We start from the raw sequence: 26,347 nt of genomic DNA on the forward strand, positions 1-26,347 counted from the left end.
TAGCCTGCGGCGTTCGGCTTATCCCGCCAGCCGCAGGTTCTCGCCGCGTTCGCGCCGCCACAGCAGGCTGCGCGCCTCGCTTACCGGCAGGGCCTTCCAGAACAGGTGGCCCTGCACCAACTCGCACCCCGCCGCCTGGACCAGCCGGCGCTGCACCTCGGTTTCCACGCCTTCGGCCACCACCTTCATCCGCAGCGTGTGGCCCAGCGAAACGATCGCGCAGAGGATCGAGTGTGCATCCATGTCGCCCTCGATGTTCTGGACGAACGAGCGGTCGATCTTGATGCGGTCGAACTGGAACGAGCGCAGGTACGACAGCGAGGAATAACCGATGCCGAAATCGTCGAGCGCGATGCGGAAGCCCATCCGGTTGAGTTCGCGCAGCACGCCGAGCACGTGCTCGGACCGATCGAGCATGATGCCCTCGGTCACCTCGAGCACGATGCGGCGGGGATCGACGCCGGTTTCGGCGACGATCCCGGCAATCGTCGGCAAGAAATCGGCCGCCATGATCTGCAGCGGTGAAAGGTTGACCGATACGTCGCAGGCGGGCCAGGTGCGACATTCGCGGAAAACGTGGCGCAGCATCCAGTTGCCGAGCGGGATCATCAGCCCGCCCTGCTCGGCGATCGGCACGAACAGGCCGGGGCGGATCTCGCCCCGCTCAGGGTGGGTCCAGCGCAGCAGCGCCTCGAAACCCTGGATCTCGCCGTTTTCGACCGCGACGATCGGCTGGAAGGCGACCGACAGCTCGTCGCGGGCGATCGCTCGGCGCAGCTCGGTCTCCATCTCGCGCCGCAGCTTGACCGAAGCATCCATGTCTCGCGTGAAACGGCGATAGCGGGCACGGCCGCGCTGCTTGGCGCGATAGAGCGCGATGTCGGCGCGACGCAACAACTCGCCGGGGTCCTCGCTCTGTTCGGGGCCCCAGCTGATCCCGCAGGAACAGGTCACGTCCAGCGCGTTGCCGGAAATGACGAATGGCTCGCGCATCAGGTCCATGATCTCCCGTCCGAGCTGGTCGGCCGCCTGCCGCCCGCCGGTGGCGCGGCGCATCAGCACGAACTCGTCGCCGCCGAAGCGCGAAAGGAAGTCGCCATCTGGCAAAGCGCGCCGCAGCCGCAGTGCGACCTGGCGGACAAGCTCATCGCCGACGTGGTGGCCAAGCGTGTCGTTGACGACCTTGAAGCTGTCGATGTCGAGATAGGCGACGAACACGTCGCCCTGCGCCCGCCCCTCGATGCAGGCGGAAAGCTCGGCGCGCAGGCGCTGCATGTAGTGGACGCGGTTGGGCAGGCCCGACATCGCATCGTGCAGCGCATTGTGCTGGGCCTGTGCCTCGCTCGCCAGAAGTTCGCGCGCGGCGCGGCGCATGCGGCGCACGATGATCGCCCCGCCAAGCACGACGCCGAGGAAGAACAGGATATAGGTTGCAAGCAAGGGCGCAGTGCGGCGCACGATCGTGGGGCCCGGGGTCTTGGCACGCCAGGTGATCCAGCCGATCCGTTCACCATCCGCTTCGTCCAGCGCGATGGCATTCAACGAGGCGCCGGGCGCGTTCGGGGTGAAGCGCAGTTCGGGCAGCAGCAGATCCTGCCGCATCTGCGGCAGCGTGCTGTTTTCCATGAAGCGCAGGCTGGCGACGAAGGCCGGTTCGCGCTGGAGCAGTCCGTAATTGCGGTCCGGTACGACCGAGGCGACGGCAAGGAAGGCGGGCCGCCCGTGGTACAGCACGGGTTGCGCCGCCCAGCGGGTCAATGGCCGGCCGGCGGCATCGGCCGGCCAGGTGCCATCGGCAAGGCGCAGGGTACGCTCCGCCTTGCCGAACGTCGCGCCCGGCAGGTGCGCCTTCGCAAGCAGCGCATCGACATCGGCCTCGATCAGCGGATCGAGACGTGGGGCGACAGGCTTGCCCTCCGCCCACGCGTGGACCGGCCGGCCGTCGGGCCGCAGCAGATAGAGCCGGTCCGTGCCGAAGTTGGTCCAGAAGAAGGCGCCGAGGTAATAGTTCGACCACGCCACGTTGTCGCCGAGCACGGCGTTGTTCATGGCATCGTCCCAGGTCAGCTGCACTTTCTGCGTAGCGACGAAATCGCGCATCGCGCGATCGAGGTACTGGTTGGCAAGGCCACGTTCGTCCTCGCGCGCCAGTTCATCGGCCACGCTGGTCGAATGATTGAACGCTGCAATGAGCGCGAGCGTGAGCGAAAGCAGCGCGACGAACGTCGCCAGCGCCACCCAGCCCGTGCGCAGACCTTCGGCCATTCGCCGTGCCGCACGCCTGCGCGTAATGGATCTCGCCGTCCCCATGCGGGACGTCTTAGAAGGCCGGTGCGAACAAATAGTTAGCAAGCCTTACGCCTTGCGCCGTGGAACCCGGAGCGATCGTCGTGGTTCTGCTGGTCAGACCGTTCCGTTTCGGAGCGACCCAATAAGGGAGAGCCCCATGCTTCTGACCATCGCCCTTGTCCTGCTCGTGCTCTGGGCGCTCGGCGTTTTCGCGTTCAAGGTGACCGCGGGCGTGATCCACATTCTGCTGGTACTGGCCATCATCGTCGGCCTGGTGCAGCTTTTCCGTGGACGCCGAACGATCTGATATCCCCTATTCGTCCCTCTGGCCGTCACATCCAACGATAGACGGGTTGCAATCCGCCACGCAATGCTGCCATCTTCCCCCGGTGATTCCTTAATCAGGTAACTGGGAGTAATTTGTGATGCGCGAGCGGCTTCAACAATACATCGACGGCCAGTGGGTCGATAGCGAAGGCGGCGTCCGCCACAATGTGATCAATCCGGCAACGGAAGAGCCGACCACCGTGGTCACGCTCGGCACCAAGGCCGATGTCGACAAGGCGGTCGTAGCTGCGCGCCGGGCGTTCAAGACGTTCAGCAAAACGAGCCGCGAAGAACGCCTCGCGCTCCTCAACCGCATCGTGGAAGAATACAAGAAGCGCGTGCAGGACCTTGCCGTTTCGATGGCCGAGGAAATGGGCGCCCCGGTAAGCTTCGCCTCCACCGCGCAGGTCGGCGCGGGCATCGGCGGTTTCCTGGGCACCATCGCCGCGCTGCAGAACTTCGAATTCGTTGAAGACGCGGGTGCGTTCAAGGTGGCTTACGAGCCGATCGGCGTGGTGGGGATGATCACCCCGTGGAACTGGCCGCTGAACCAGATTGCGCTCAAGGTTGCGCCGGCACTGGCCGCAGGCAACACCATGATCTTGAAGCCGTCGGAAGAATGCCCGTCCAACGCGATGATCTTCGCCGAAATCCTGGACGCGGCAGGCGTTCCGCCGGGCGTGTTCAACCTGATCAACGGTGACGGTCCGGGCGTGGGCCAGGCGATCAGTTCGCACCCCGACATCGAAATGGTCAGCTTCACGGGTTCGACCCGCGCCGGCATCCTCGTCGCCAAGGCGGCGGCCGACACGGTCAAGCGCGTTCATCAGGAACTGGGTGGCAAGTCGCCCAACCTGGTCCTGCCCGATGCCGACTTCGCCACGCACCTTGCCCCCACCGCCATGGGGCCGCTGGTCAACACCGGCCAGTCCTGCATTTCGCCGACCCGCGTGCTCGTCCCGCGCGAACGCGAAGGCGAAGCGGCGGCTTTCCTTTCGGCGATGTATTCGGCGACCCCGGTGGGCGACCCGATGCAGGAAGGCAACCACCTCGGCCCGGTGGTGAACAAGGCACAGTACGACAAGATCCGCGATCTTATCCAGTCGGCCATCGACGAAGGCGCGAAGCTGGAAACCGGCGGCACTGATCTGCCCCCGGGCGTCAACCGTGGCTATTTCATCCAGCCGACCGTGTTTTCGGGCGTGACCCCGAACATGCGCATCGCGCAGGAGGAAATCTTCGGTCCGGTCGTAACCGTGATGGCTTACGACAGCCTGGAAGAAGGCATCGAGATCGCCAACGACACCGCCTATGGCCTGTCGGCCGTCATCTCGGGCGATCCGGCCAAGGCGGCCAAGATCGCGCCCGAACTGCGCGCCGGCATGGTCGCAATCAACAACTGGGGTCCGAGCCCGGGCGCGCCGTTCGGCGGGTACAAGCAGTCGGGCAACGGGCGTGAAGGCGGCCTCTATGGTCTCAAGGACTTCATGGAAATGAAGTCGATCAGCGGCCTGCCTGCCTGATCCATTGCTGATGCACGAACGAGAAGGGCCGCCTGAAAGGGCGGCCCTTTTTCGTGGCTGGCTCGAGCGAAGGACGCCACCCCGCAAGCGACATCGCGGCCGTGCTCGGGATCATTGCAAGGAAGGGCAGCCCTTCGACACGCTCAGGGACGGCATTGCTGCTGATCAGATTTGGTGCAGCACAACGCTGAGGCGTCCGCTCAGTAGTCCTTGCTGGCCTTGAGGTTGATCGATTCGCGTCCGATGGTCGAGACGGTGCCAAGCAACGCCAGCCAGCGGGTGATACGGAATTCGATCGAGGTCGCCGAATAGCCGCGTCCGTCGGTGACAAGTTCAACGAAGAAGCGCCGCCCAAGATACTTGCCGACCGCGATCGAGGTACCGCGCCCGGTGGCGGCGTCCGCACCGACGATCCGGAGGCGATCGAGGCCGATGGCGCTGCGCAACTTGTTGATGGGATCAAGCCCGCCGCCACCGCGCAAAGACGCGAGGGCCGAGGCGAGCTGCACGGCTTCGGGAGCGGAAATCTGCGTGATCGAGCTGCCGAACAGCAGGCGACTGAGCAGTTCCTCCTCGGGCAGCGAGGGCGTGGACGTGAACGCAATGATCGGCTTCTGCGCCGTGCCGCCGATGCTGATCTTGGCGCTGATATCGTTGGCATCGCCTTCGGCCACGATATCGAGTTGCGGATCGATCGGGGTTTCGCCGGTGAAGCGGATGCGGCCGCGGGTCAGTTCGAAGCGCTTACCCGCGAATTCATAGCCGCCGCGCACGACTTCCGCAGTGCCGAGGATGCTGGGTGCCGACGTATCGCCGCGCAGGCGGATGTCGGCGCCCCATTCGCTGTCGAGCCCCATGCCGCGCACATCGATCCGGTTGGCGCCGGCGGCATCGATCAGGAAGCGCCAGGGCGCAGAGCGGACCCGCGCCGGCGCAGCGTCGGCGGGCGTGTTGATCTCGGTGGTCTTGATCACCGGCAGCTCGGTGGCGGCGTTCGCCATCCCGAGGCGCCAGCGCGCCTGTTCGATGCGCAGACGGCCGGCGATCGTGCCGCCAACGCCATTGCTGACGATGCGCAACGGGCCGGTGACGGTGGCCCCCATGTCGTCGCGGTTGATCAACTGGGCATTGCTGGCGGCAAGACGCAGATCGAGCTTCACGCCGCCGGTCGAAACATCGGACAGGTCGACCGTACCACTGCCGCTGACCTTTCCGCCGTTCGCCGTGGTGCCCGAGAAACGGGCAAGGCTGAGGCGCGAATCGGCGAAAGTGCCGACTGCTTCGACGTTGCGGATATCCGATCCGGTCAGCGTCGATTGCACACGCAGCGAGCGCGAGGCGACCGCGCCCGACAGCACCGGATTGTCGATGGAACCGCTGACGTCGGCGGCGACGCCCAGGGGGCCGGTCAGGTCGAACACCTCGAGCGCGGCGAGCCGCCAGAGCGCGTCGGCGGGGCCGGAATAGCGCAGCTGACCGCGCAGGCGCCCGGCACGGAGCCTTTCAGCCATGGTGCCACCGCGCGGCAGGTTGTCGATGCGCGCCTGCAGGCGGCCACGCACCGCGCCGCTCTCCTTCATCACGGCGCGCGTTTCGAGGCTGGATGCGTCAAGCTGGGCGACAAGAAACAGGTCGAGTGGGCGGGAGGTGAGGACGAGACCGGACCGCGTGAGATTGCGCACCTGCAGCGCGGCGTGGCCCTGCGGCGCGCCGGTGCCATCGTTGCGGTAATCGACCACGCCCGAGGCGAGACCGCCCAACCCGAGATCGGCGACGACGATGTCGAGCACCGAAAGCGGCATGCGCGAAACGGCCAAGTGCAATTCGGTCGGGCCGCCGAGCAGGTGTCCGTCGGCAATGATCACACCGCGACCGAAGTTGACCTGGGTCGGCTGAAGCCGCCAGCCGCCGCCGGCCTTTTCATCCTGCTTTTCCATGACCAAGCGGCGCGGCATGGTGATTGACCGGCCGGCATACTGGCCCGAGACGAAGGCGATGATCTTGTCGGGCGCGAACGCGGCGGTGCCCTGCAGATCGAAGTCGGTGCCGCGGCGGCCCGACATCGACGCGGTGACCGAACCCGAACCGTTGACGATCGCGGCGTTGGCCGCCAGCCGACCGATGAACACCTTGCCAAGGCCGATGCCCTGCGCCGCGACGTTCGCGTTCACGGTGGAATTACCGTTGGCGAACAGACCGTCGACATCGACCTTGGCCATGCCGATCGAGATCGGGTTCGCGCCTCCGAAGCGCGCGTTGCGCGCGTTGACCAGCGCGGTAACGCCCTGCCCGCCGTCGCGCGGTTCGAGGTGGACGGTACCATCGAGCCCGCCTCCGCGCATGGCGAGATCGCCGGTCACGCCCGCCTTTCCGAGCACGACCGCGCCGGTCACGTCGGTCTGGTAGACGTGGAATTGCTGGATATCGATTCGCGTGTCGCCACCGGGAGGCGAGACAAGGCCGAGCGTGCCTTCGAACGGGCCAAGGCGGGAATCGCCCTTGGTATCGATGCGGAAGCCATCCCCCACCGGCGCCAGCGAAACGCGCACGTCCTTGAGCCCGGCGGCGGGCAGCGGGCTTGCCAGCACGAGCACGGCGTGGGGGCCGTCCTTCTCGATCGTGGCATCGACGGTGAACGCGCCGTAATCGGCATGGCGGCCGCGCCCGACGACCGTGCTGCCACCGCCGGGCAGGACCTTGCCATCGAGCGCGAGATCGAGCTTGCGCGCGGTGATGCGTCCGCCGCGGATGGTCAGCGGGATGGCCCCGCCCATTGCGACGTTGCCGTTGAAGCGGATGCCGCCGCCGGTCAGCGTCTGCAGCGTGGCGTTGTCGACGCGCGTCATCCGGCCGGCCGCATTGGCCTGGACCGACCAAGGCAAGCCGCTGCCGACCTTGAACAGGATCTTGGCATTGGCATCGACCGCGCCGAGATTGGGCACGGTAAAGCCGCGCGCAGTGACGGGGCCGGCCAGTGCATAACCGCCTCGGGCGATATCGCCGCGCAGGGTCAGGCGGGCAGCAAGCCCGCGCAGGTTGATGGCGATATTGTCCGATGACAGCGAATTGCCGGACAACACGATGTCGGCATTGGCCGTCGCACCCGACAGCCGCGGATCAAGCTCTGCATTGCCCGTGGCGAGCTTGCGCGCGGTGAGCGCGACCGGCAGGCGCAGGGTCTTGCCATCCCAGTGGGCGGTTCCAGCCGTCCGCAAGTCTTCGGCCGCGATGGTGCCCGAGCGCAAGCGAGCCACGCGCAAATCGTGCTGGATGGAAAGATCGTCGAACGGTCCGTCGAACGTGGCGTCGAAGCGGACGCCGGCAAGCTTTGGATCGGCAAGCACGCGCTCTGGCCGGGTGAGCGCAAGCTTCGTGGCAAAGTCGTTGGCGCGATTGTTGCCCAGATCGATGGCGCCGCGGCCCGCCATGCGGAACGCCGCACCGGTGGCGAAGACCTGGCCATCGGCAAGGCTGCGCGCGAAAGTGCCGTCGTAGACCAGCGAAAGCTTGTCCCCCACCGCGCCGCGAGCGCTGCCCTTGAGCAGGTCTGCGGGGAAGACCTGCCCTGCAAGGCGGTACTGTCCGGCGCGGTTGTCGAGCAGGAACGCGGCGAACTTGGCACCGCCCTGCGAAGCCCAGGCAATGCCATGCCAGTTGCTGAAGCTGCCGTTGCCGAAGACGCGGGCATGCATGTCACGGTTGATGCCCACCAGCCCGGCAAGAAGGCCGTCCTTGGGCGCATCGGCAACAACGCGCAGCTCAAACTTGTCGCGATCGGGCTCGCTGTCGAGGTGGACGACAAGCCGGTCACGACCACCGAGGCGCGAGTTGAAATCGATCAGCGCGCGGCCACCCCGGATATCTGCCTTCGACCACAGGTCGATGCGGCGCCGCTCGCCCATGATGCCCTTGGCGACGGTCAGATCGTCGAATTCGAGCTGATCGATGCGGATATCGAAGTTGGGGAGGATCGGCTCGTCAGGATTGCCCGGGTTCATCCGTGGCGTGCGCAGCAGCGTGGCGCGGTGGACGAGCAGCTTGCGGATATCGAGCCCCCGCTTCATCCACGACAGCGGACGCCAGTCCAGCTCTGCCTCGGGAATGGTCATGAAGCGGCCCTGGGGGTCGCTCAGCACCACATTGCGCAAGGTGGCGCTGCCGAACAGCGAACCTTCGATGCGGCCGATGCGGATGCGCAGGCCGGAGCCCGGCGTCAGCGCGGCGATGCGATCGACCACGAAGCGGTGGCCGAGCGAGCTGTCGAGCACGGCGAAGCCAGCGAGCAGCAGCCCGATCGCGGCTATCGCGGCAAGTGCGACATTGCGGCTCCAGCGCACGGGCCGGCGCCAGCGTGCCGGCCTTGCCGCGACCGGAGCATCTTCGGCCGGGGGAAAGGTCTCGCCCGCCATCAGAACGCCTGCCCGAGCGCGACGTAGACCCCGATCCGGCTATCGCCCTTGCGGCGGTTGAGCGGCGTGCCGACGTCGATGCGGATCGGGCCGAAGTTGGTATCGTAGCGCAAGCCGACACCTGCACCGACCTGCAGGCCGGACAGTGTCGGCGTTCCACCCGTGCCGACGCTTCCTGCATCGACGAATGGCACCACGCTGACCGCACCGCCGACGAGCCCGGTCTTGACGCGCGCTTCGAGCGAGAATTCGGCTAGCGAGCGCCCGCCGGTGGGATTGTTGGAAGCATCGCGCGGGCCGACGGCCTGGTAGCCATAGCCACGCACCGAGCCGCCGCCCCCTGCATAGAACCTGCGCGAGGGGGCGATGTTGGCAAGGTCGGTGCCCTGGATGGTGCCGAGGCGGGTGCGCGCCGCGAGCACGACCTTGCCCGCCACCGGCAGGTAGGCCGAGGCATCGAACTGCGCCTTGAGGTAGGTCGACTTCGTGCCGTCCTGCACCGAAAGCTCGGGCGAAAGACGCAGGCCGACGCGGAAGCCCTTCTTGGGATCGAGCAGGCTATCGCTATCGTCGAATTGCGCCGACAGCGGGATCGCGCCGATGAAGTAGGTGGTCCGCGGGGTGTTTGCTGCGGCCGCATCCTGCAATTCGCTGGTGGCCACCGCTTCCAGGCCTACCGACCAGACGAACGGCTTCTGGAACAGCAGCGTGGTCTGCCGCTCGAAGCTGGCAATGAACGAAGCCGTGCGCGCATTGAACGCATCGGTATCGCGCGTCTGGGCATAAAGGTCGGCCGTAAGGACCTGATCGCGGCCCCAGAAATTGTTGCGGCGGAACGTGACTCCGGCAAGCTGTTCGCGCGTGCCGAGCACGCCGCGCACGCGCAACATGCCTTCGGGCGGGAACAGGTTGCGGTGTTCCCAGCTGCCTTCGAGGCGCACGCCTTCACCTGTGGAATACCCGATCAGGCCGGCAATGGTCCGCAACGGTGCCTTGGTGATGTCGACATCGATATCGACCGTGCCCGGCTGGCCGAGCGATGCCGCCGTCGCCTCGCGCGCCTTGACGGTGACGGACGAGACGAGCCCGGTGGCGAGGACCGCCTGGCGCAGATCGTCCACCAGCGAACGCTTGTAGAGATCGCCCGGCTCGAACCGCGCAATTTCTTCGAGGTGGTGGCCAGAGAGGAATTTGGGCATCGAGCTGACGATGCGCCCGAAAGCGTAAGTGCCGCCGGTGGTGACGGGAATGGCAAGATCGCCGGTGCGCGGTTCGTGGTCGATGGTCAGCTCAGGTTCGCCGACCTTGGCAAAGGCATAGCCGGTTTCGCCGAGCGCGGTGTCGAGATGGGTGCGTTCCTCGACAATGCGGTCGGAATTGACCGGATCGCCGGAGTTGAGCTTGAATGCCGCACGCAGTCTGGCCGCATCGGCAGCCTGGGCGATATCGCCGAGGTCGATCTTCGCCAGCTTGTACTGCGGCCCTGGGATCACGTCGAAGCGGACGACCGCCTTGTTGACATCGACCCGGGCGCGCTGGCCGGAAGCTGCTCCGCCCTCGCCCGGGCGCTCGATACCGGCAATCGACTGGATCACCTGCGCATCATAGTACCCATAGACGCGCATGACCTGCTGCAGGAGATCGATATCCTCCTTCGCGCGACGGGTCAGCTGGGCGAGATTGTCGTCGTTGTCGTCGAGCGCCTTGAGGTTCGACAGCCCGCCGAAGCGGGCGGCAATCGCATCGCGTTCGGGCAAGGCCGCATCGGGCGGGAAGGCGAGTTCCACCTGATTGCCGACCTTGACGATCGCGGCGTTGGCAATCTGCGCCTTGGCGCTACTCTCGCCTTCGGGAACCGCGGTGTCGAGCAGCTGGCCGGCCTGCTTGGCCTGTTCTTCCGCCAGCGCGATATCGGGATCTGGCGTAAGCGGCTGAATCGCCGGCAGATCGGTTTCATCCGGCCAAGGCAGCGCGATTTCCGGCATGGCCGACATCGGCGCCAGGGTATCGGGACTCTCGATCGAGGCGATGTCGGGCACGGGGGTACGCGCTGCATCGGTATCGCCGGCCCATGCTTCGGGATTGTCGAGCGCGGAATCGGGGATCAGATCCTCCAGTTCCTTGTCGGCATTACGGGATTGGGCAACAGCGGGAACGGGTTGGGCAAGAATGGCGATCGCAGCGCAAACGCTCGCAAGGCCGCCAGAGCGCAGGAGCTCAAGCCTCGCCCGAAAAATTCCCGCACTCGACAACGTCCTTGCCGGCACCCGCAGGAACGCCGCTCGCACTGCGCTGCAGCGATGCGGCGCGAACGATGGCATCGGCTTGCTCATCGGGGTCGAAACGCACCCATCCTTCGCGGCCCAACCGCTCCATAGGGCGGAAACGGACCTTGTACTGCATGCGGTCGGATCCTTCGACCCAATAGCCGAGGTACACGTAGGGCAGGCCGATCCTCGCGGCGTGGAGGATGTGGTCGATGATGATGAAAGTGCCAAGCCCGGTCCGCGTCTCGTGATGGGGGTCGTAGAAACTGTAGATCATCGAGAGCCCGTCTCCCTGATGATCGGTCAGGCAGGCCCCCACGAGTTTGCCCGGGCTGCCATCGGCAGTAGGCTCCCTGTATTCAATCACATAACTTTTTACCGGCGTGTGTTCCACCATGTCGGCGAAATCCATTTCGTCCATGGTGGCCATCCCCCCGCCCGGGTGACGGACCGAAAGGTAACGCTGCAAGAGCTCAAACTGTTCCGGCGTGGACCAAGGCTTGCAGATCGTCATGACCAGATCGGAATTGCGCTTGTGGATGCGCTTCTGCGAAGCCGATGGCTGGAAGGCTTGCGCGACGACACGGACCGAGACGCAGGCGGTGCAATCGACGCAGCTGGGCCGGTAGGCGACGGTCTGGCTGCGACGGAAACCGATGCGCCCCAGCGCATCGTTGAGCTCGTCGGCGTTGTCGCCCTTCAACTCTGTGAAAACCTTGCGCTCGCTGCGGCCCGGAAGGTACGGGCACGGCCCGGGGCTGGTGACGAAGAAGCGGGGAAAGCGTACGGGCGCAGTCACGGCCGGCAAGATTCCTCAGTCGCCAGCGGCCCACCCGCCGGCTCGGTCCTGCAACAATGCATGAGCCGGCCGATTGGTGAAAGAGCCTTAACCACGAATGCGCGAATTGCGGTGCAGTTTTGCCCCGCCCGTGACCTTTCCGTGCCGCTTCGACACAAGTAGGCGCAAGGGAAAGCGCGGTCAGGCGAGCTCGACCTGGATGACGTCGTAGCCGCTATCGCGCAGAGCGCCCACCAGCCCGTCGATCTGTTCGCGATCGCGCGCTTCGCATTCGATCTCGGCCGTCAGCCCCTTGGCCGGGAGCGACGTGAAGATGCGATTGTGCCAGACTTCCAGGATGTTGACCTGATGGCGGTTGAATTCCTCGACCACCTTGAACAGCGCACCCGGCCGATCCTGCAGCGTCAGCCGCAGCCTCGCTAGGCGACCGGAGCGGGCAAGATCGCGCAGCAGCACGTTGGCAAGGAGGCGAGTGTCGATGTTGCCACCGCACAGAACCAGCCCGACCTTGCGACCGGCGAAGCGCTTCTTGTGAGTCATCAGCGCGGCAAGCCCGGCGGCACCGGCGCCTTCGACCACGGTTTTTTCGATCTGCAGCAGCATCGCGACGGCGCTTTCCAGCGCCGGTTCGCCGACCAGCACGATGTCGTCGACCAGCCGACCGATCGTGGCAGCGGTGAACACGCCCGGCTCCTTGACGGCGATGCCTTCAGCCAGGGTATCGCCGCCGCAGGGCAGGTCGAGGTGCTTGAGCTTGGCGTACATCGACGGGAACAGCGAGGCTTGCACTCCGACCAGCCCGATCGAAGGCTTGATACCGCGCGCGGCGGTCGCCATGCCGGAAAGGAGCCCGCCGCCCCCGATCGGCACGACCAGCGTCTCGATCTCCGGCGCATCCTCGAGCATTTCGAGCGCGACGGTGCCTTGCCCTGCCGCCACCTTGGGATCATCGAACGGGTGGACGAAGGTCAACCCGAGTTCGGCTTCGAGCGTGCGGGCGTGGGCATAGGCTTCGTCGAAGGTTTCGCCCTCGAGCACGACGTTGCCACCGACAGCTTCGGTCTGCATCACCTTCACCATGGGCGTGGTGCGCGGCATCACGATGGTAACGGGCACGCCAAGCCGAGTGCCGTGATAGCTGAGCCCTTGCGCATGATTGCCGGCCGAGGCGGCAATGACGCCCTTGGCGCGTTGTTCGGCGGAAAGCTGAAGCAGGGCGTTCAACGCGCCGCGTTCCTTGTACGCCGCCGTGAACTGCAGGTTTTCGAACTTGAGCCAGATCTCGGCGCCGGTGATCGCGCTCAGCGTCTTGGAATGGAGCGTCGGCGTGCGCACGACCTGCCCCGAAATTCGCTCCGCCGCCGCGCGCACGTCGGCAAGCGACAGCACGGGCGCATCGGCGCCGGGCTGCTGGGCGGTCTGGAGAGCGAGGTTTTCCATAGGCGCCGCCCTAGTCGAAAGCGTTCGTGATGAAAACCCGCGGATTGCCGCGGACGTGCTCAGTCCTGCTGGAGCGGGCGCACGGGCCGAAAGAGGTTCATGACACCGACGACAACGATGATCGCAAAGGTATCTGCGACCCAATCGCGAATGTCGCAATCGCGGTGCAAGGCTGGGATCGACTGGACCACTTCGATCAAGGCCCCCAGGAACGAAAGCCGCTCGATGATGCGGAAGCGCGGCGTGTGGCGAAACGCAAGGACCGCCAGGAAGGACAAGGTCGCGAAGGCGACGATGTGCTCCACCTTGTCGCCATACCGGTCGAGCGGGACGCGCGGCGGCTTGGGCAAGACCGCCATGACCACCGCGAACGAGGCGGCGAGCCAGAAGGCCCCAAGTTCGGCAAGGTCGATGAGCCGACGAATCCGGTTGCGCTGCAGCATGGCCCGCCGATTGCCGCAGCGCGTGCAGGCGGGCAAGCGAAACAACGCCGCGCCTGTGCACCCCGTTTCCCCAGCCTTTGACTTGGCAGCACTTGCAAAGCGGCGGAAATTGGCCGATTCCTTGACCATGTTACCGGCGATCTTCGGCCTTTCGGGCCCGGTCCTTACCGCTGACGAGCGCGCGTTCTTCCGCGATGCCGATCCGGCGGGCTACATCCTGTTCGGCCGCAACGTCGAAAGCCGTGCCCAGTTGCGCGCGCTGACCGACGATTTGCGTGCGCTGCATGGACGCGAGCGCACGTTCATCTGCATCGACCAGGAAGGCGGGCGCGTCGCGCGCATGAAGCCGCCGGTCTGGCAACCCTACCCGCCCGGAGAACGCTTCGACCGGCTGTGGGACAGGGCACCTGCAAGCGCCATCGAGGCGATGCGGGCCAATGCGCAGGCTCTCGGCCTCGATCTTGCTGAAGCGGGCATCAGCGTCGATTGCCTGCCGCTGCTCGACGTGCGCGAGCCGGGCGCACACGATGTCATCGGCGACCGCGCGCTGGGTGCGGAGCCGTTGCGCGTCGCCGCGTTGGGCCGCGCTGCCCTGGACGGGCTGGCCCGCGCGGGAGTGATGGGGGTGGTCAAGCACATGCCCGGGCACGGGCGCGCCATGGCCGACAGCCACAAGGAGCTGCCCACCGTCACCGCTTCGGCCGAGGAGCTGGAACGTGATCTTCAGCCGTTCCGCACGCTGAAGGATGCAGCGATCGGCATGACCGGGCACATCCGCTTCACGGAGTGGGACGCCGAGAACCCGGCAACGCAATCGCGCTTCGTGATCGAGGAGATCATCCGCAAGTCGATCGGCTTTGCCGGGCTGCTGCTCACCGACGACCTCGACATGCAGGCGTTGGGCGGCACGGTGCCCGAACGCGCCGCCAGGGCTCAGGCGGCGGGCTGCGACATCGCGCTCAACTGCTGGGCAAAGATGGACGACATGGTCGGTATCGCCAATTTGCTGACGCCGATGAGCGATGCAACTGCGGCAAGGCTCGAGCGGGCGTTGGCTCCCACCACCGCGTTCGATGCGCCGGCCGACATGGCGCGCCAGGCGGCGCTGGCCGACAAGCGCGACGCGCTGCTCGCGCTTGCCTGATGGAAGATGCATCGTCCCCGCCGACGCTGTTTGACGGCGACGAAGCGTGGGATGGGCTGCCTGCGAATGCCGCCACGCGCGACGACGACGCGCTGCATCTCGAACTCGACAACTGGGAGGGGCCGCTCGACCTGCTGCTCGATCTGGCGCGGCGGCAGAAGGTGGACCTGAGGACGATATCGATCCTCGATCTGGTCGACCAATACCTTGCCTATATCGACGAAGCTGAAGCGCTGCGGCTGGAGCTTGCCGCGGACTATCTGGTGATGGCGGCCTGGCTCGCCTACCTCAAGTCGCTGCTGCTGCTGCCGCGCGATCCCGAGATGCAGCCGAGCCCCGAGGAACTGGCGCTGCGGCTGCAACTGCGCCTGCAGCGGCTTGGCGCGATGCGCGAAGCGGGGGCTCGGTTGATGGCCCGCGACCGGCTGGGACGTGACGTGTTCCTGCGCGGCGCGCCCGAGGGGCTGCGCGTCGATCGCCGCAACCGCTGGCAAGCCGACTTGTTCGCCGTGATCCAGGCCTACGGCACCGTGAAGGCCCGCACCGCGCCGGTCGTGCACATGGTCAGAGAGCGGGCGGTGATGACGCTGGAATCCGCACTGGCCCGGGTTGCCGCGTTGCTCGGCACCACGATCGACTGGCAGGACCTGCGCAGTTTCCTGCCACCGCGCGGCGAGCCCGGATGGGACGATCCGGCCCTGCGTCGTTCCGCGCTCGCCTCGAGCTTCGTGGCCGCGCTCGAGCTCGCCAAGCAGGGAAAGGCCGAAATCGCGCAGGACGAAACGTTCGGACCGCTGCGGCTGAGACCGGCGGCGGCTGCGTGAGCGATCCCGACGATCTGATCCGCGCGGTCGAGGCAACGCTGTTTGCCAGCGAACACGCTTTGAGTCCGGAGGAAATCTCCCGACACCTGGGTGGTGCCATGGTGCGCAATGCACTGGCGGAATTGCAGCGGCACTACACCGGGCGCGGGGTCGAACTGGTGGAGCGCGGCGGACGCTGGCACTTCCAGACCGCCGGCGATCTTGCCCACCTGCTCCGGCGCGAAAAGGAAGAAGTCCGCCGCTTGTCCCGCGCGGCAACCGAGGCGTTGGCGATCATTGCCTATCACGAACCTGTCAGCCGCGCGGAAATCGAGGCAATCCGCGGCGTTCAGACGGCCAAGGGCACGCTCGACGTACTGATGGAAGCAGGCTGGGTCAGGGTTGCCGGAAGGCGCGAGGTGCCGGGCCGCCCGACGATCTATGCGACCACGCCCGATTTTCTGGCGCACTTTGGCCTGTCCAGCCGGCGCGACCTGCCCGGAATAGACGAATTGCGCGCAGCGGGCCTGCTCGATCCCGTCGAGGATGCCTATGCGCTATTGACGGGGGGCGAGGACGGCGACAGGGGGCCGGAGTCCGAAAAGGAAGACGAATCTTCCTGAGCATTGCTGGCAAGTCGGACGCCGATGTCCTATCTGGGGGGCGAAGGAGAATAGTAATGGGTGGCCTTTCCCTACCGCACCTGATCATCCTTGCGCTGGTGGTCCTGATCCTGTTCGGCCGTGGCCGGATTTCCGAAATGATGGGCGATTTCGGCAAGGGCATCAAAAGCTTCAAGCAGGGCATGAACGAAGAGACCGACCGCCCGGTGACGCCGCCGCCGGCCCAGCTCTCGCAAGTTGCGCCGCCGCCTGCGCCGCAACCGGTGCCGACCGATCACCAGAACAACACCCCGTCTGCCTGACCTTCAGCGGCGTCTGGCCTGACCCATGTTCGACGTAGCGCCTTCGGAGCTGCTGCTGGTTGTCATCGTGGCGATCGTCGTGATCGGCCCGAAGGACCTGCCGATGGCGCTTCGCACGGCTGGCCGCTGGATCGGTCGCATCCGCCGCGTGTCCAATCACTTCCGCTCCGGCATCGAGACGATGATCCGCGAAGCGGAGCTCGAGGAAATGGAGCGCAAGTGGAAGGAGCAGAACGCGGCGATCATGGCCGCGCATCCGCAGGGCGATCCTGCTGCGGGGCAGACGATCGAGGCGGCGCAGGATCAGAACGCGCCGGTGGACCCGTCGATCGCGGCGCATGCACCAACCGAAGCGCTTGCCGCACCGGTCACTGAGCACGGGGCGGCGCACGCGCCGGCCAAGGCGCCCGAAACGCCATGATCCCCATTCGCGACATAGACGAAACACAGGCACCGCTGCTCGACCACCTGATCGAACTGCGCACCCGGCTGCTGCGGTGCGTCTACGCACTCGCGATCGCGTCGGCGGTGAGCTATTATTTCGTCGACCAGATCCTGGCGATTCTGGTCCATCCGCTGTCCACCGCCTTCCCTGATGGCCATGGCAAGCTGATTTACACAAAGCTCTATTCGGCGTTCTTCGTAAACCTGAAGGTCGCGCTTTTTGCCGGCTTCCTGTTCAGCTTTCCGGTGGTGGCCAACCAGCTGTGGGCGTTCGTGGCGCCGGGGCTATATGCGCGCGAAAAGAAGGCGTTCCTGCCGTTCTTGATCGCGACGCCGGTGCTGTTCACGATGGGGGCAAGCCTTGCCTACTTCATCGTCATGCCGACCGCGTTCAAGTGGTTCGTCGGCTTTCAGGGCGACAAGGGCGGGCTGCAGCTGGAAGCGCTGCCGGGGATCGAGGAATACCTCAATCTGGTGATGCAGTTCATCCTCGCCTTCGGGGTCAGCTTCCTGCTGCCGGTGCTGCTGATGCTGCTCAATCGCGCCGGAATTATCACGCGGGCCCAGCTGGTCGCCGCGCGGCGCTATGTCATCGTGGGCATCACCGCGCTGGCAGCCGTGATCACGCCGCCGGACGTTGTCAGCCAGCTGATGCTGGCGGTGCCCTTGCTGGTCCTGTTCGAAGGCACTTTGGTGGTCATGCGCTTCGTCGAGAGGAAGGATGCCGAAGCGAAGGCGGCGGAAGACGCTGCTGCTAGCACCCTGCCGACCACGCTTCCCTGAAGCGCCCCAGCCCTCTCAGAAAACTGGGGCGGAAAGCCTTCGCTTCCCGCCCCGTATGTCGGGGGTCATTGGCATTTGATCCGGCTCGGCCCCAAGCGGGACTTGGGAGGGGGATCGATCCCCGCCCGGTGCCGTGCCGGACGCGACAAGGTAAAAGGTGTACGCCTGGGAGTCCCTGTCGCAACGCAGCTTCCGGGAACCGCAGTGCCCCTTCCGCCTTCCGCGTCGGGGCCCTCAACGGCCCTTCGAAGGTTTGGTTTCCGACGACGTAATGCCTTTTGCATCCGGGTCGGCCGCATCCCAGACCTTGCCCCCGCCGACCCAGGTTTCCAGCACCCTGGTCTTGCGGATTTCGGCCGGTGATGCCGACATGGGATCGGTGTCGACGAAAATGAAATCCGCACGCAACCCGGGCGCCAGCCTACCGAAGCGGCTTTCGGCAAAGCCCGCATAAGCCGCCTGGCTGGTATATCCCGCCAGCGCCGTCGCGCGATCGACCTTCTCCTGCGGCTGCCAGCCTCCGGGCGGAAGGCCGTTTTCGTCTTCGCGGCTGATGGCAGCGGCTAGCCCCGCCCACGGGTCCGGCTTTTCAACCGGAGCGTCCGATCCGAACGCAAGCGTGGCGCCGGTGCCCTTCAACGACTTCCACGCATAGGCGCCCTTGAGCCGGTCCTGCCCGAGACGCGCTTCGGCCATGACGCGATCCGACGTCTGGTGAACCGGCTGCATCGACGCCACGATCCCGCCGTTTGCGGCAATGCGCCCCATCGTCGGCCAGTCGGCCGGATCGATGACCTGGGCATGTTCGATGCGCCAGCGGCGATCGCCCTTGTAGGTCTGCGACAGGTCATCGATGGCGCCGAGCAGCGTGCCGTTGCCGGCATCGCCGATGGCATGGACGGCGACCTGGAAGTTGTCCATCGCGGCGCGGCTCATCAGGTTGCCGAGCTGGGTCTGGTTAAGCTGCGGCAATCCGCGGATATCAGGCTTGTCGGCATAAGGCGCCTTGAGCCACGCCCCGCGCGAGCCGAGCGCTCCGTCCATGTACAGCTTGACCCCGTTCAGGCGCAAGCGATCCGCGTAGAGCCAGGGCGACGGCCCCGGGCCGCCGATCAGCTTCATCGCATCGACGCCCATCGCATAGGACATGATGCGGACGTACAGCTTGTTGGCATCGCCCGCGCGGCGGAAGGTCTGCCAGTCTTCGATGGTCGAGCCCATGTCCGCGACGGCGGTGAGCCCGTAGCGGATGAAGATGCGCTGCGCTGTGGCGAAGGCGAGATCACGGTCGCGGGCGCTTGGGGGCGGAACAGCCTTGGCAACGAGGTCCTGCGCCGCATCAACCAGCACGCCCGCCGGTTTGCCGCTGGCATCCTTGTCGATGCTGCCCCCGGCAGGCGCCTGGCTGGAAGAGGTCACCCCGGCCGCCTTCAACGCGGCGGTATTGGCCCAGCCCGCATGGCCATCCACGCGTTCGAGCCAGACCGGACGATCCGGCACGATCATGTCGAGTTCGGCCGCCGTGGGAAAACGCCCGAGCTTCCACTTTTCCTGGTTCCAACCGCGCCCGATGATCCACGCGCGATCGGGATGTTCGGCAGCGAAAGCGCTGATCTTGTTCAGTGCATCGGCCAGCGACGTGGTCTCCGACAAGTCGAGCGTGAGTGCGGCAAAGCCGGTGCTGAGCACGTGCAAGTGCGCATCGATCAGGCCGGGCAGCAGGATGCGTCCCTTGCCGTCGATGTGAAAGCGCACGCCCTTCTTCGAAGGCTTCTGGCCGGGCGCGTAAACCGCCTTGATCGTGCCCGCATCGTCGAGAACCATCGCGCCGACCTGCGCGACGGTGCCGTCCGCGCCGACAGTGTATCCCTTGAAGTTGTCGACAAGGACGTCGGCATGCGCCGGCGTTGCGAATGCGCCGGCAAGAAGCGTGGTGAGCAGGAACCTTGAAGTCATCGACAAGCCTTCATGAGTGAGGCCTGCGACGCTAACCGATGGCGATGATCAGGCCGAGCCTTTTTTCGGCAGCCGGCGAATGAGCGCACTGGTATCTTCACGGCCGCCGCCCATCGCCTGAACATCGGCGTAGAACTGGTCGATCAGCGCGGTGGTCGGCACGCTGGCGCCCAGGTTGCGCGCTTCCTCGATGGCAAGGCCCAAGTCCTTGCGCATCCAGTCGATGGCGAAGCCGAAATCGAATTCGCCCTTGGCCATCGTGTGGAAGCGGTTGTCCATCTGCCAGGATTGGGCGGCCCCGCCGGAGATGGCCTCGAACACCTTGTCGAGATCGAGCCGGGCTGCCTGGGCAAAGCGGATCGCCTCGGACAGGCCCGCGAGAGCGCCGGCGATGCACATCTGGTTGGCCATCTTGGCGGTCTGCCCCGCCCCGGACTTGCCGACATGGACTACGCGCTTGGCATAGGCGGAAAGAACGGGACGCGCCGCCTCGATCGCCTTTTCACTGCCGCCACACATGATGGCGAGCGTTCCGGCCTCCGCGCCCGACTGGCCGCCGGTGACCGGGGCATCGACGCAAAGCAGTTCCTTGTCACGCCCTTCCACCGCGATCTGGCGGGCGATGCGCGCCGATACTGTCGTATGGTCGATGAACAGCGCACCGCGACGGGCGCCGGCGAAAACCCCGGTGGGGCTCAGGACTACATCGGCAAGATCGTCATCGTTGCCCACGCAGGTGATAACCGCATCGGCGCCTTCTGCCGCTTCTGCAGGAGTCGCCGCCACGCTGGCGGCAAGGCCGGGATTAGCAGCCTGCCAAGCCTCGATCCGCGCCGGCGAGCGATTGAAGATGGTCAGTCGGTGCCCGGCCTTGCCAAGGTGACGCGCCATCGCTCCACCCATCACGCCCAGGCCGATCATCGATACATTCAACGGCTCGCTCATTTCGCAATCCTGCTGGAAGTCGCGCGCCGTCCTGTCAGCGCTTGACCTGGCACTTCAGGCCACCTGACTGCAGCGCATTGCACAGGGCGTTGGCGCTGGCAACGTCAGCCGAGACGGCTTGCAGGCGATAGACCGTGCCGATGTCCGCGCGCCCTTCGACGACGCGATGCGACAGGCCCTTGAGCGGCTCATGCACGCTCGAAAGCTTGCTCCATGCAGCCTCTGCCGCAGCGTTGTTCGAAAACGCACCGATCTGTACCCCCACGCCCGTGGCTGCCGGCGCCGGTGCTGCACTCGCCGCGGCCGACGCGGTGGCGCTGGGCTTGGGCGCAGGCGGAGGAGTGCTCGCGCTTCCCGCGATCACGGCGGGAGGCTTGCCCCCTTCGCTGACGGTAAAGCTGGAATCGCCCGTGCCCTGGAACGTCTTGCCACCCGGATCCTTGGGCGCAACCTTGTAGGGCTCGCGGCTTGCCTCGATCAGGCTGCCATCGGCAGGCGCGCTGCTCGTGCTTGCGCGGTGAGACAGCCAGTAGATTCCGCCGACCAGCGCAGCGAGCAGGACCAGCGCAAAGCCTGCAAAGGCGAAAAGGCGACCGTTGCCGCTGTCGACCGGATCGTCGAGATCGACGTCGTCAGCGCTTTCGAGCCACGGCAGGCGCTGTTCGTCGCCCAGTGCGAGGCGCTCTGCAGCCGTCCGTTCCGCTTCGCTCTTGTCGTTATCGTCCCAACCGGACGTGACGCCCTCGCCCCCACTCATGCCTGCCTCACAGTTCCTCGGCCGCCGCTACCCCGAGCAGGGCGAGCCCGTTACGCACAACCTGCCCGATTTGGTTGGCAAGGAAAAGCCGGGCTGCGGTCAGCGCCGCATCCTGTGCCACGATGAACCGCTTTTCGGGGCGATCATTGCCCACGTTCCAGTAGGCGTGGAACGCGGCGGCAAGATCGTGGAGGAAAAAGGCCACACGATGCGGTTCGCGCGCGGCCGCCGCACCTTCGACGACGCGCGGGAATTGCGCGGCCAGCTTGATCAGCCCGAGCTCTTCTTCGCCCAGCAGTGCGAGGTTTTCGCCGGCTGGCACAAACCCCTCGGCCGATGCCTTGCGCAGCGTAGAGCAGATGCGAGCGTGGCAATACTGCACGTAGAAGACGGGGTTGTCCTTCGAAGCTTCGACCACCTTGTCGAAATCGAAGTCCATCTGCGCGTCGGGCTTGCGGGTCAGCATGGTGAAACGCACCACGTCCTTGCCCACCATCTCGACCACGTCGGCAAGCGTGACGAAGTTGCCGGCACGCTTCGACATCTTGAACGGCTGCCCACCCTTGAGCAGGGCGACCATCTGCACGAGCTTGATCTCGAACGGCTTCGGCTGCTGACCTTCGGCGCTGGTGAGAGCCGCTACCGCAGCCTTGATCCGCTTGACCGTACCTGCATGGTCGGCGCCCCAGATATCGACCAGAGCATCGGCGTTCTGCGCCTTCTGGAAGTGGTAGGCGAGGTCGGCGCCGAAGTAGGTCCAGGCGCCGTTCGACTTCTTGATCGGACGATCCTGGTCGTCACCAAACTTCGTCGAGCGGAACAGCGGCAGTTCGACAGGCTCCCAGTCTTCGGGCGTCTTGCCCTTGGGTGCTTCGAGAATGCCATCATAGACCAGATCGTGCGCGCGCAGCCACGCTTCGGCGGCATCGACCTTGCCCGAAGCCTGAAGTTCGGCCTCGGAACTGAACAGGTCATGGTGGATGCCGAGCAGCGCGAGGTCCGCACGGATCATGTCGAGCATCGCGGAAACCGCCTTCGCGCGGAACAGCAGCAGCCATTCGCTCTCTGGCGCAGTGGCATAGCGATCGCCGAACTCGGCCGCGAGCGCCTGGCCCACGGGAACGAGATAGTCGCCAGGGTAAAGCCCTTCAGGGATCGCCCCAACGTCTTCGCCCAGCGCCTCGCGATAGCGGACGTGGGCCGAGCGGGCGAGCACGTCGACCTGCGCGCCGGCGTCGTTGACGTAGTATTCCTTGATGACCTTGTGACCCGCAAATTCAAGCAAGGCCGCCAAAGCATCGCCGACCACCGCGCCACGACAGTGGCCCATGTGCATCGGCCCGGTGGGATTGGCTGAAACGTATTCGACGTTCACCGTCGTACCGCCGCCGACCGCCGAACGACCATAATCGCCCTTGGCCCGCGCAATCAGCGCAAGCTCGGCAAGCCAGGCATCGACGGCCAGACGCACGTTGATGAACCCGGGGCCCGCGATCTCTGCCGAAGCGATGCGCGGATCCTTAACCAGTTCCTCCACCAGCGCAGCGGCAAGCGCGCGCGGATTGGTGCCGGCAGGCTTGGCGAGCACCATCGCCGCGTTCGTCGCCATGTCGCCATGGCTCGCATCGCGCGGCGGTTCGCACGTCACTGCGCCGTGCGGAAGGCCCGCTCGAAGCGTACCGGCGGTGGTCAGCGCATCCAGCGCGGCATCGATCACGTTCGCGACCTGGGCGAACACGGGCTTGGTCTGGTCGGGCGTCGTCTGATCAATCATGGCAGGCCCGTTAGCGGACCTTGCACGAAAGCGCTACCGGCTGGGTTAGCGGGTAGCGTTGTAGGCGAGTTGATCGTTGGTGAGCTGGAAACCGACGAGCAGTTCGAAGCTCGCCTTGGCAAGCGCCGCCTTAACATCGGGCTGAGCGAGAGGGTCGGTCGCCGCGTCAGCGTCTCCGGGCTTGCGCTTCTTGTTGAGGCGATCGCGCACTTCGCGCGGAAGGGTTGCCTCGGCACGGTCCACAAACGAGCTGGCACTGCCGCGAGCGCTCGCACGCTCCTGACCGTCAGCAAAGTCGATACCGATCGTCCCAACGCGCTTGGCCAGAACCTGCGTACCACCGCGCATCACCACGCTGAAATAGGGGATGTCGACATGGCGCGCACCGCGCGTGTCGGTCCGGCGAGCGACGACGTCGAAGGTGGCGTTCGACGTCAGCTTCGCGCCATTGGTCGCATCGTCGCACGTGCTGCGAAGGTTGGTGATCGACGCCACCACATCGATTGCCCCCGAATCAGTCCGTCCGGGCGCATTGAACAGCGTGATGTCACCGGTCATTTCGGGGATCGCTACAACCGGGCACGGGCTGCGCAGCGCGGTCACGCCAATGCTGTCGTCGACGACCAGCTCGCCCTTGTTCTTGGCACAGCCAGCCAGCGCCAGGACGCCAAGGGAGACGCCAAGGACGGCGCCGAACGTGGCGGGGCGGCGGGTGCTGAAGATCATTGAGGCAAGTTCCTGTCAATCGGGCGATCGGCTTTGGGCCACCTCTAGCCAGCCCGACCCGCTTCGGCAATGGCGCAACCGGACGCGGCCGGTTCGCGACAAGGCGAGGCGGACGGGCTACCGTCGAAGCGCTACCGCTGCTAAGGGGGCGGCGATGAACGCCACCTTTCCAGACGAGACTGCCGCGAAGGCTCCCCTGCAGCTTCTGATCGCCGCGCCGCGCGGGTTTTGCGCCGGGGTCGATCGGGCCATCGAGATCGTCGAGCGCGCCATCGAGCGGTATGGCGCTCCGGTCTATGTCCGGCACGAAATCGTGCACAACAAGTTCGTCGTGGACAGCCTGAAGGCCAAGGGCGCGATCTTCGTCGAAGAACTGGAGCAGGTACCGGACGGCGTGCCGGTGGTATTTTCGGCCCACGGCGTACCCAAGGTAGTGCCAGCAGAGGCGACCGCGCGCGGGCTCGACTGGCTCGACGCAACCTGCCCGCTTGTGAGCAAGGTGCACCGTCAGGCAGAGCGCAAGGTAGAAGCAGGCAAGCACATCCTGTTCATCGGCCACAAGGGTCATCCCGAAGTGATCGGTACGATGGGCCAGGTGCCTGAGGGCGCGATGACGCTGGTCGAGACGATCGACGACGTCGAAAATCTGAACTTCCCGGACGACGCCCCCCTCGCCTTCCTGACCCAGACGACGCTGTCGGTCGATGACACCGCCGCGATCGTCGATGCGCTCAAGACGCGCTTTCCGCAGATCGTCGGCCCGCGCGCCGAAGACATCTGCTATGCAACGTCCAACCGCCAGGCCGCCGTCAAGGCGATCGCCTCGCGCTGTCAGCTGGTGCTGGTGATCGGAGCGCCCAACAGTTCCAACTCGGTGCGGCTGGTCGAAGTGGCCGAACGCGAAGGGGCGCGGTCGCGATTGATCCAGCGCGCCGCGGAAATCCAGCCCGAATGGCTCGACGGTGTCGAGACGCTGGGTCTGACGGCAGGCGCTTCGGCGCCCGAGTTGCTGGTGCGAGAGGTCGTCGAACGACTGCGCGATTGGCGCTCGGTGTCCGAGGAAACCATCGTGAGTGCAGAGGAGCACATGGTGTTCAAGCTGCCGCGCCAGCTCGTCGGCTGAAGTCGTCACCGTGGCAGTCTATACGCATCTCGGCGCCGAAGACATGGCGGCGCTGATCGCCGAATTCGATGTCGGTACTCTGGTTTCGGCCAAGGGCATCGCCGAGGGCGTGTCGAACAGCAACTGGCTGATCGAAACCACGGGGCAGGATGGCCGTGGCGCCCGCTTCATCCTTACGATGTACGAATTCCGCATCGATATCGGTGAATTACCCTATTTCCTGTCGCTGCTCGACCACCTTGCCGCGCAGGGTTGTCCAGTGCCGCGCACGATCCATTCGCGCGATGGAAGGCTTTACCTCGAACGCCCCAACGCGGCGGGGGAACTGAAAGCGCTCGCACTGATCGAGTATTTGCCGGGGGTTTCGGTTTCGGAACCCACTGCCGCGCAGGCGCGCGCCGTGGGTCAATCACTGGCGCAGATGCACGAGGCGGCGGCCTCCTTTCCGGGCGTGCGCGCGAATGGCATGGGCGTTGCCGAATGGCGGCGGCTCGCTGACGCCTGTGGCGTCGATGGCCTTGCCGAGATCTCTCCCGAGCTTGCCCGCATAGTTGCCGAAAACCTGCCGCGGCTTGAACACGACTGGCCGGCTGGGCTGCCGGCGTCGGTCATCCATGCCGACCTTTTTCCCGACAATGTGCTGATGCTCGGCAGCACGGTCACCGGCCTGATCGACTTTTACTTCGCCTGCAACGACACGACCGCTTATGACGTGGCCGTGACCCACGCCGCGTGGTGCTTCGACGCAAGCGGCACCACCTTCCGCCCCGACCTGTCGCAAGCGCTGCTCGAAGGCTACCGCGACCGTCGCCCACTTTCCGCGGCCGAACTGGCGGCGCTGCCCCGGCTCGCGCAGGGCGCCGCGATGCGTTTTGCCATGAGCCGTGCCTATGACTGGCTCAACACCCCAGCCGATGCGCTGGTGACCAAGAAGGACCCGATGGCTTTCGCACGCCGTCTGGAATTCTATCGCGATCATCCCGAGGTGTTTGGACCGGAAGTGTTCGCCGTATGAAGCATGTCGAAATCTTCACCGACGGCGCGTGCAAGGGCAATCCCGGCAAGGGTGGCTGGGGCGCGCTGTTGCGCATGGGCGAACACGAGCGGGAAATGGCCGGCTCCGAACGCGAGACGACCAACAACCGGATGGAGCTGATGGGGGCGATCAAGGCGCTCGAGGCGCTGAAGCAGCCTTGCAAGGTCACCCTTCATACCGACAGCAAGTACGTGCTCGACGGGATAACCAAGTGGGTTTTCGGCTGGCAGAAGAAAGGCTGGAAGACCGCCGACAACAAGCCGGTGAAGAACGAGGACCTGTGGCGGGCGCTCGTCGCAGCGGCGAGGCCGCACCAGATCGAATGGGTGTGGGTAAAAGGGCACGATGGCCACCCCGAAAACGAACGGGTCGACAAGCTGGCCAGCGACGCCGCGATCGCAGCGTAACGGGTGGGCGCCGCCGAAGCCGCGCCC

The 26,347-nt window shown here is 65.8% G+C and carries 22 protein-coding genes; 11 read left to right on the forward strand and 11 right to left on the reverse strand.

What is annotated here, in order from left to right; translation table 11 throughout:
- Positions 1-18: 18 nt before the first annotated feature.
- On the reverse strand, positions 19-2,265 hold the full coding sequence (locus tag AACH40_RS13970) for a bifunctional diguanylate cyclase/phosphodiesterase (protein WP_338642920.1): 2,247 nt from the start codon (positions 2,263-2,265) through the stop codon (positions 19-21).
- A 181-nt stretch (positions 2,266-2,446) separates the two neighbouring features.
- Between AACH40_RS13970 and AACH40_RS13975 the strand changes: the two genes are divergently transcribed.
- Positions 2,447-2,596 carry a lmo0937 family membrane protein gene (locus tag AACH40_RS13975; protein ID WP_169491716.1) on the forward strand — a complete coding sequence of 50 codons (150 nt, stop codon included), beginning with the start codon at positions 2,447-2,449 and terminating at the stop codon, positions 2,594-2,596.
- A 118-nt stretch (positions 2,597-2,714) separates the two neighbouring features.
- A complete protein-coding gene (locus AACH40_RS13980) occupies positions 2,715-4,139 on the forward strand; it encodes an aldehyde dehydrogenase family protein (RefSeq protein WP_338642921.1) in 1,425 nt (474 codons plus the stop codon).
- 200 nt (positions 4,140-4,339) lie between these two features.
- On the opposite strand, the gene AACH40_RS13985 is transcribed toward AACH40_RS13980, so the two are convergent.
- The 5 genes from AACH40_RS13985 to AACH40_RS14005 all read right to left on the reverse strand — a co-directional run bounded on the left by AACH40_RS13985 (position 4,340) and on the right by AACH40_RS14005 (position 13,497).
- On the reverse strand, positions 4,340-8,548 hold the full coding sequence (locus AACH40_RS13985; RefSeq protein ID WP_338642922.1) for a translocation/assembly module TamB domain-containing protein: 4,209 nt from the start codon (positions 8,546-8,548) through the stop codon (positions 4,340-4,342).
- A complete protein-coding gene (locus AACH40_RS13990; protein ID WP_338642924.1) occupies positions 8,548-10,800 on the reverse strand; it encodes an autotransporter assembly complex protein TamA in 2,253 nt (750 codons plus the stop codon). Before AACH40_RS13990 ends, AACH40_RS13985 begins: the two co-directional genes overlap by 1 nt.
- The gene (locus AACH40_RS13995; protein ID WP_169492083.1) at positions 10,766-11,614 is read right to left on the reverse strand and encodes an arginyltransferase; all 849 of its coding nucleotides are present in this window, start codon (positions 11,612-11,614) and stop codon (positions 10,766-10,768) included. Before AACH40_RS13995 ends, AACH40_RS13990 begins: the two co-directional genes overlap by 35 nt.
- A 180-nt stretch (positions 11,615-11,794) precedes the next feature.
- Positions 11,795-13,054 (reverse strand): threonine ammonia-lyase, encoded by a 1,260-nt coding sequence (locus AACH40_RS14000; RefSeq protein WP_338642925.1) that lies wholly within the window; start codon positions 13,052-13,054, stop codon positions 11,795-11,797.
- A 59-nt stretch (positions 13,055-13,113) separates the two neighbouring features.
- Positions 13,114-13,497: a hypothetical protein gene (locus AACH40_RS14005; protein ID WP_338642926.1), complete on the reverse strand. Its 384-nt coding sequence runs from the start codon at positions 13,495-13,497 to the stop codon at positions 13,114-13,116.
- Positions 13,498-13,624: 127 nt separating this feature from the next.
- On the opposite strand from AACH40_RS14005, the gene nagZ reads away from it, so the two are divergent.
- The 6 genes from nagZ to tatC are packed head-to-tail and all read left to right on the forward strand — an operon-like array spanning position 13,625 to position 17,596.
- Positions 13,625-14,641, forward strand: coding sequence for a beta-N-acetylhexosaminidase (nagZ, locus tag AACH40_RS14010; protein WP_338646104.1), 1,017 nt, complete (start codon positions 13,625-13,627; stop codon positions 14,639-14,641).
- Positions 14,641-15,465, forward strand: coding sequence for a segregation and condensation protein A (locus tag AACH40_RS14015; protein WP_169491710.1), 825 nt, complete (start codon positions 14,641-14,643; stop codon positions 15,463-15,465). The genes nagZ and AACH40_RS14015 overlap by 1 nt, the downstream gene beginning before the upstream one ends.
- On the forward strand, positions 15,462-16,067 hold the full coding sequence (gene scpB, locus AACH40_RS14020) for an SMC-Scp complex subunit ScpB (RefSeq protein ID WP_338642927.1): 606 nt from the start codon (positions 15,462-15,464) through the stop codon (positions 16,065-16,067). Before AACH40_RS14015 ends, scpB begins: the two co-directional genes overlap by 4 nt.
- 56 nt (positions 16,068-16,123) lie before the next feature.
- On the forward strand, positions 16,124-16,369 hold the full coding sequence (locus AACH40_RS14025; protein WP_169491708.1) for a Sec-independent protein translocase subunit TatA: 246 nt from the start codon (positions 16,124-16,126) through the stop codon (positions 16,367-16,369).
- Positions 16,370-16,394: 25 nt separating this feature from the next.
- Positions 16,395-16,790: a Sec-independent protein translocase protein TatB gene (gene tatB, locus AACH40_RS14030; RefSeq protein ID WP_169491707.1), complete on the forward strand. Its 396-nt coding sequence runs from the start codon at positions 16,395-16,397 to the stop codon at positions 16,788-16,790.
- Positions 16,787-17,596 (forward strand): twin-arginine translocase subunit TatC, encoded by an 810-nt coding sequence (gene tatC / locus AACH40_RS14035; protein WP_338642928.1) that lies wholly within the window; start codon positions 16,787-16,789, stop codon positions 17,594-17,596. The genes tatB and tatC overlap by 4 nt, the downstream gene beginning before the upstream one ends.
- Before the next feature lie 234 nt (positions 17,597-17,830).
- On the opposite strand, the gene AACH40_RS14040 is transcribed toward tatC, so the two are convergent.
- Genes AACH40_RS14040 through AACH40_RS14060 form a run of 5 tightly spaced genes read right to left on the reverse strand, consistent with a single transcriptional unit; the run spans position 17,831 to position 23,754 of the window.
- Positions 17,831-19,552 carry an amidohydrolase gene (locus tag AACH40_RS14040; protein ID WP_338642929.1) on the reverse strand — a complete coding sequence of 574 codons (1,722 nt, stop codon included), beginning with the start codon at positions 19,550-19,552 and terminating at the stop codon, positions 17,831-17,833.
- A gap of 48 nt (positions 19,553-19,600) precedes the next feature.
- A complete protein-coding gene (locus AACH40_RS14045; RefSeq protein WP_169491704.1) occupies positions 19,601-20,497 on the reverse strand; it encodes an NAD(P)-dependent oxidoreductase in 897 nt (298 codons plus the stop codon).
- 34 nt (positions 20,498-20,531) lie between these two features.
- The gene (locus AACH40_RS14050; protein ID WP_338642930.1) at positions 20,532-21,254 is read right to left on the reverse strand and encodes an SPOR domain-containing protein; all 723 of its coding nucleotides are present in this window, start codon (positions 21,252-21,254) and stop codon (positions 20,532-20,534) included.
- A 7-nt stretch (positions 21,255-21,261) separates the two neighbouring features.
- Positions 21,262-23,028 carry an arginine--tRNA ligase gene (gene argS / locus AACH40_RS14055; protein ID WP_338642932.1) on the reverse strand — a complete coding sequence of 589 codons (1,767 nt, stop codon included), beginning with the start codon at positions 23,026-23,028 and terminating at the stop codon, positions 21,262-21,264.
- Between the two features lie 45 nt (positions 23,029-23,073).
- The gene (locus AACH40_RS14060; protein WP_338642933.1) at positions 23,074-23,754 is read right to left on the reverse strand and encodes a hypothetical protein; all 681 of its coding nucleotides are present in this window, start codon (positions 23,752-23,754) and stop codon (positions 23,074-23,076) included.
- A 154-nt stretch (positions 23,755-23,908) separates the two neighbouring features.
- On the opposite strand from AACH40_RS14060, the gene ispH reads away from it, so the two are divergent.
- From ispH to rnhA, 3 genes are read left to right on the forward strand one after another with little or no spacing between them, the layout of a single operon-like run.
- On the forward strand, positions 23,909-24,877 hold the full coding sequence (gene ispH, locus AACH40_RS14065; protein WP_338642934.1) for a 4-hydroxy-3-methylbut-2-enyl diphosphate reductase: 969 nt from the start codon (positions 23,909-23,911) through the stop codon (positions 24,875-24,877).
- Between the two features lie 10 nt (positions 24,878-24,887).
- On the forward strand, positions 24,888-25,892 hold the full coding sequence (gene thrB / locus AACH40_RS14070; protein WP_338646106.1) for a homoserine kinase: 1,005 nt from the start codon (positions 24,888-24,890) through the stop codon (positions 25,890-25,892).
- Complete coding sequence (rnhA, locus tag AACH40_RS14075) at positions 25,889-26,320, forward strand: ribonuclease HI (RefSeq protein ID WP_169491698.1); 432 nt, start codon at positions 25,889-25,891, stop codon at positions 26,318-26,320. Before thrB ends, rnhA begins: the two co-directional genes overlap by 4 nt.
- The last annotated feature ends 27 nt before the right edge of the window (positions 26,321-26,347 follow it).

Origin of the sequence: Novosphingobium olei (assembly GCF_037076535.1) — a bacterium.
Classification (GTDB): domain Bacteria; phylum Pseudomonadota; class Alphaproteobacteria; order Sphingomonadales; family Sphingomonadaceae; genus Novosphingobium; species Novosphingobium olei.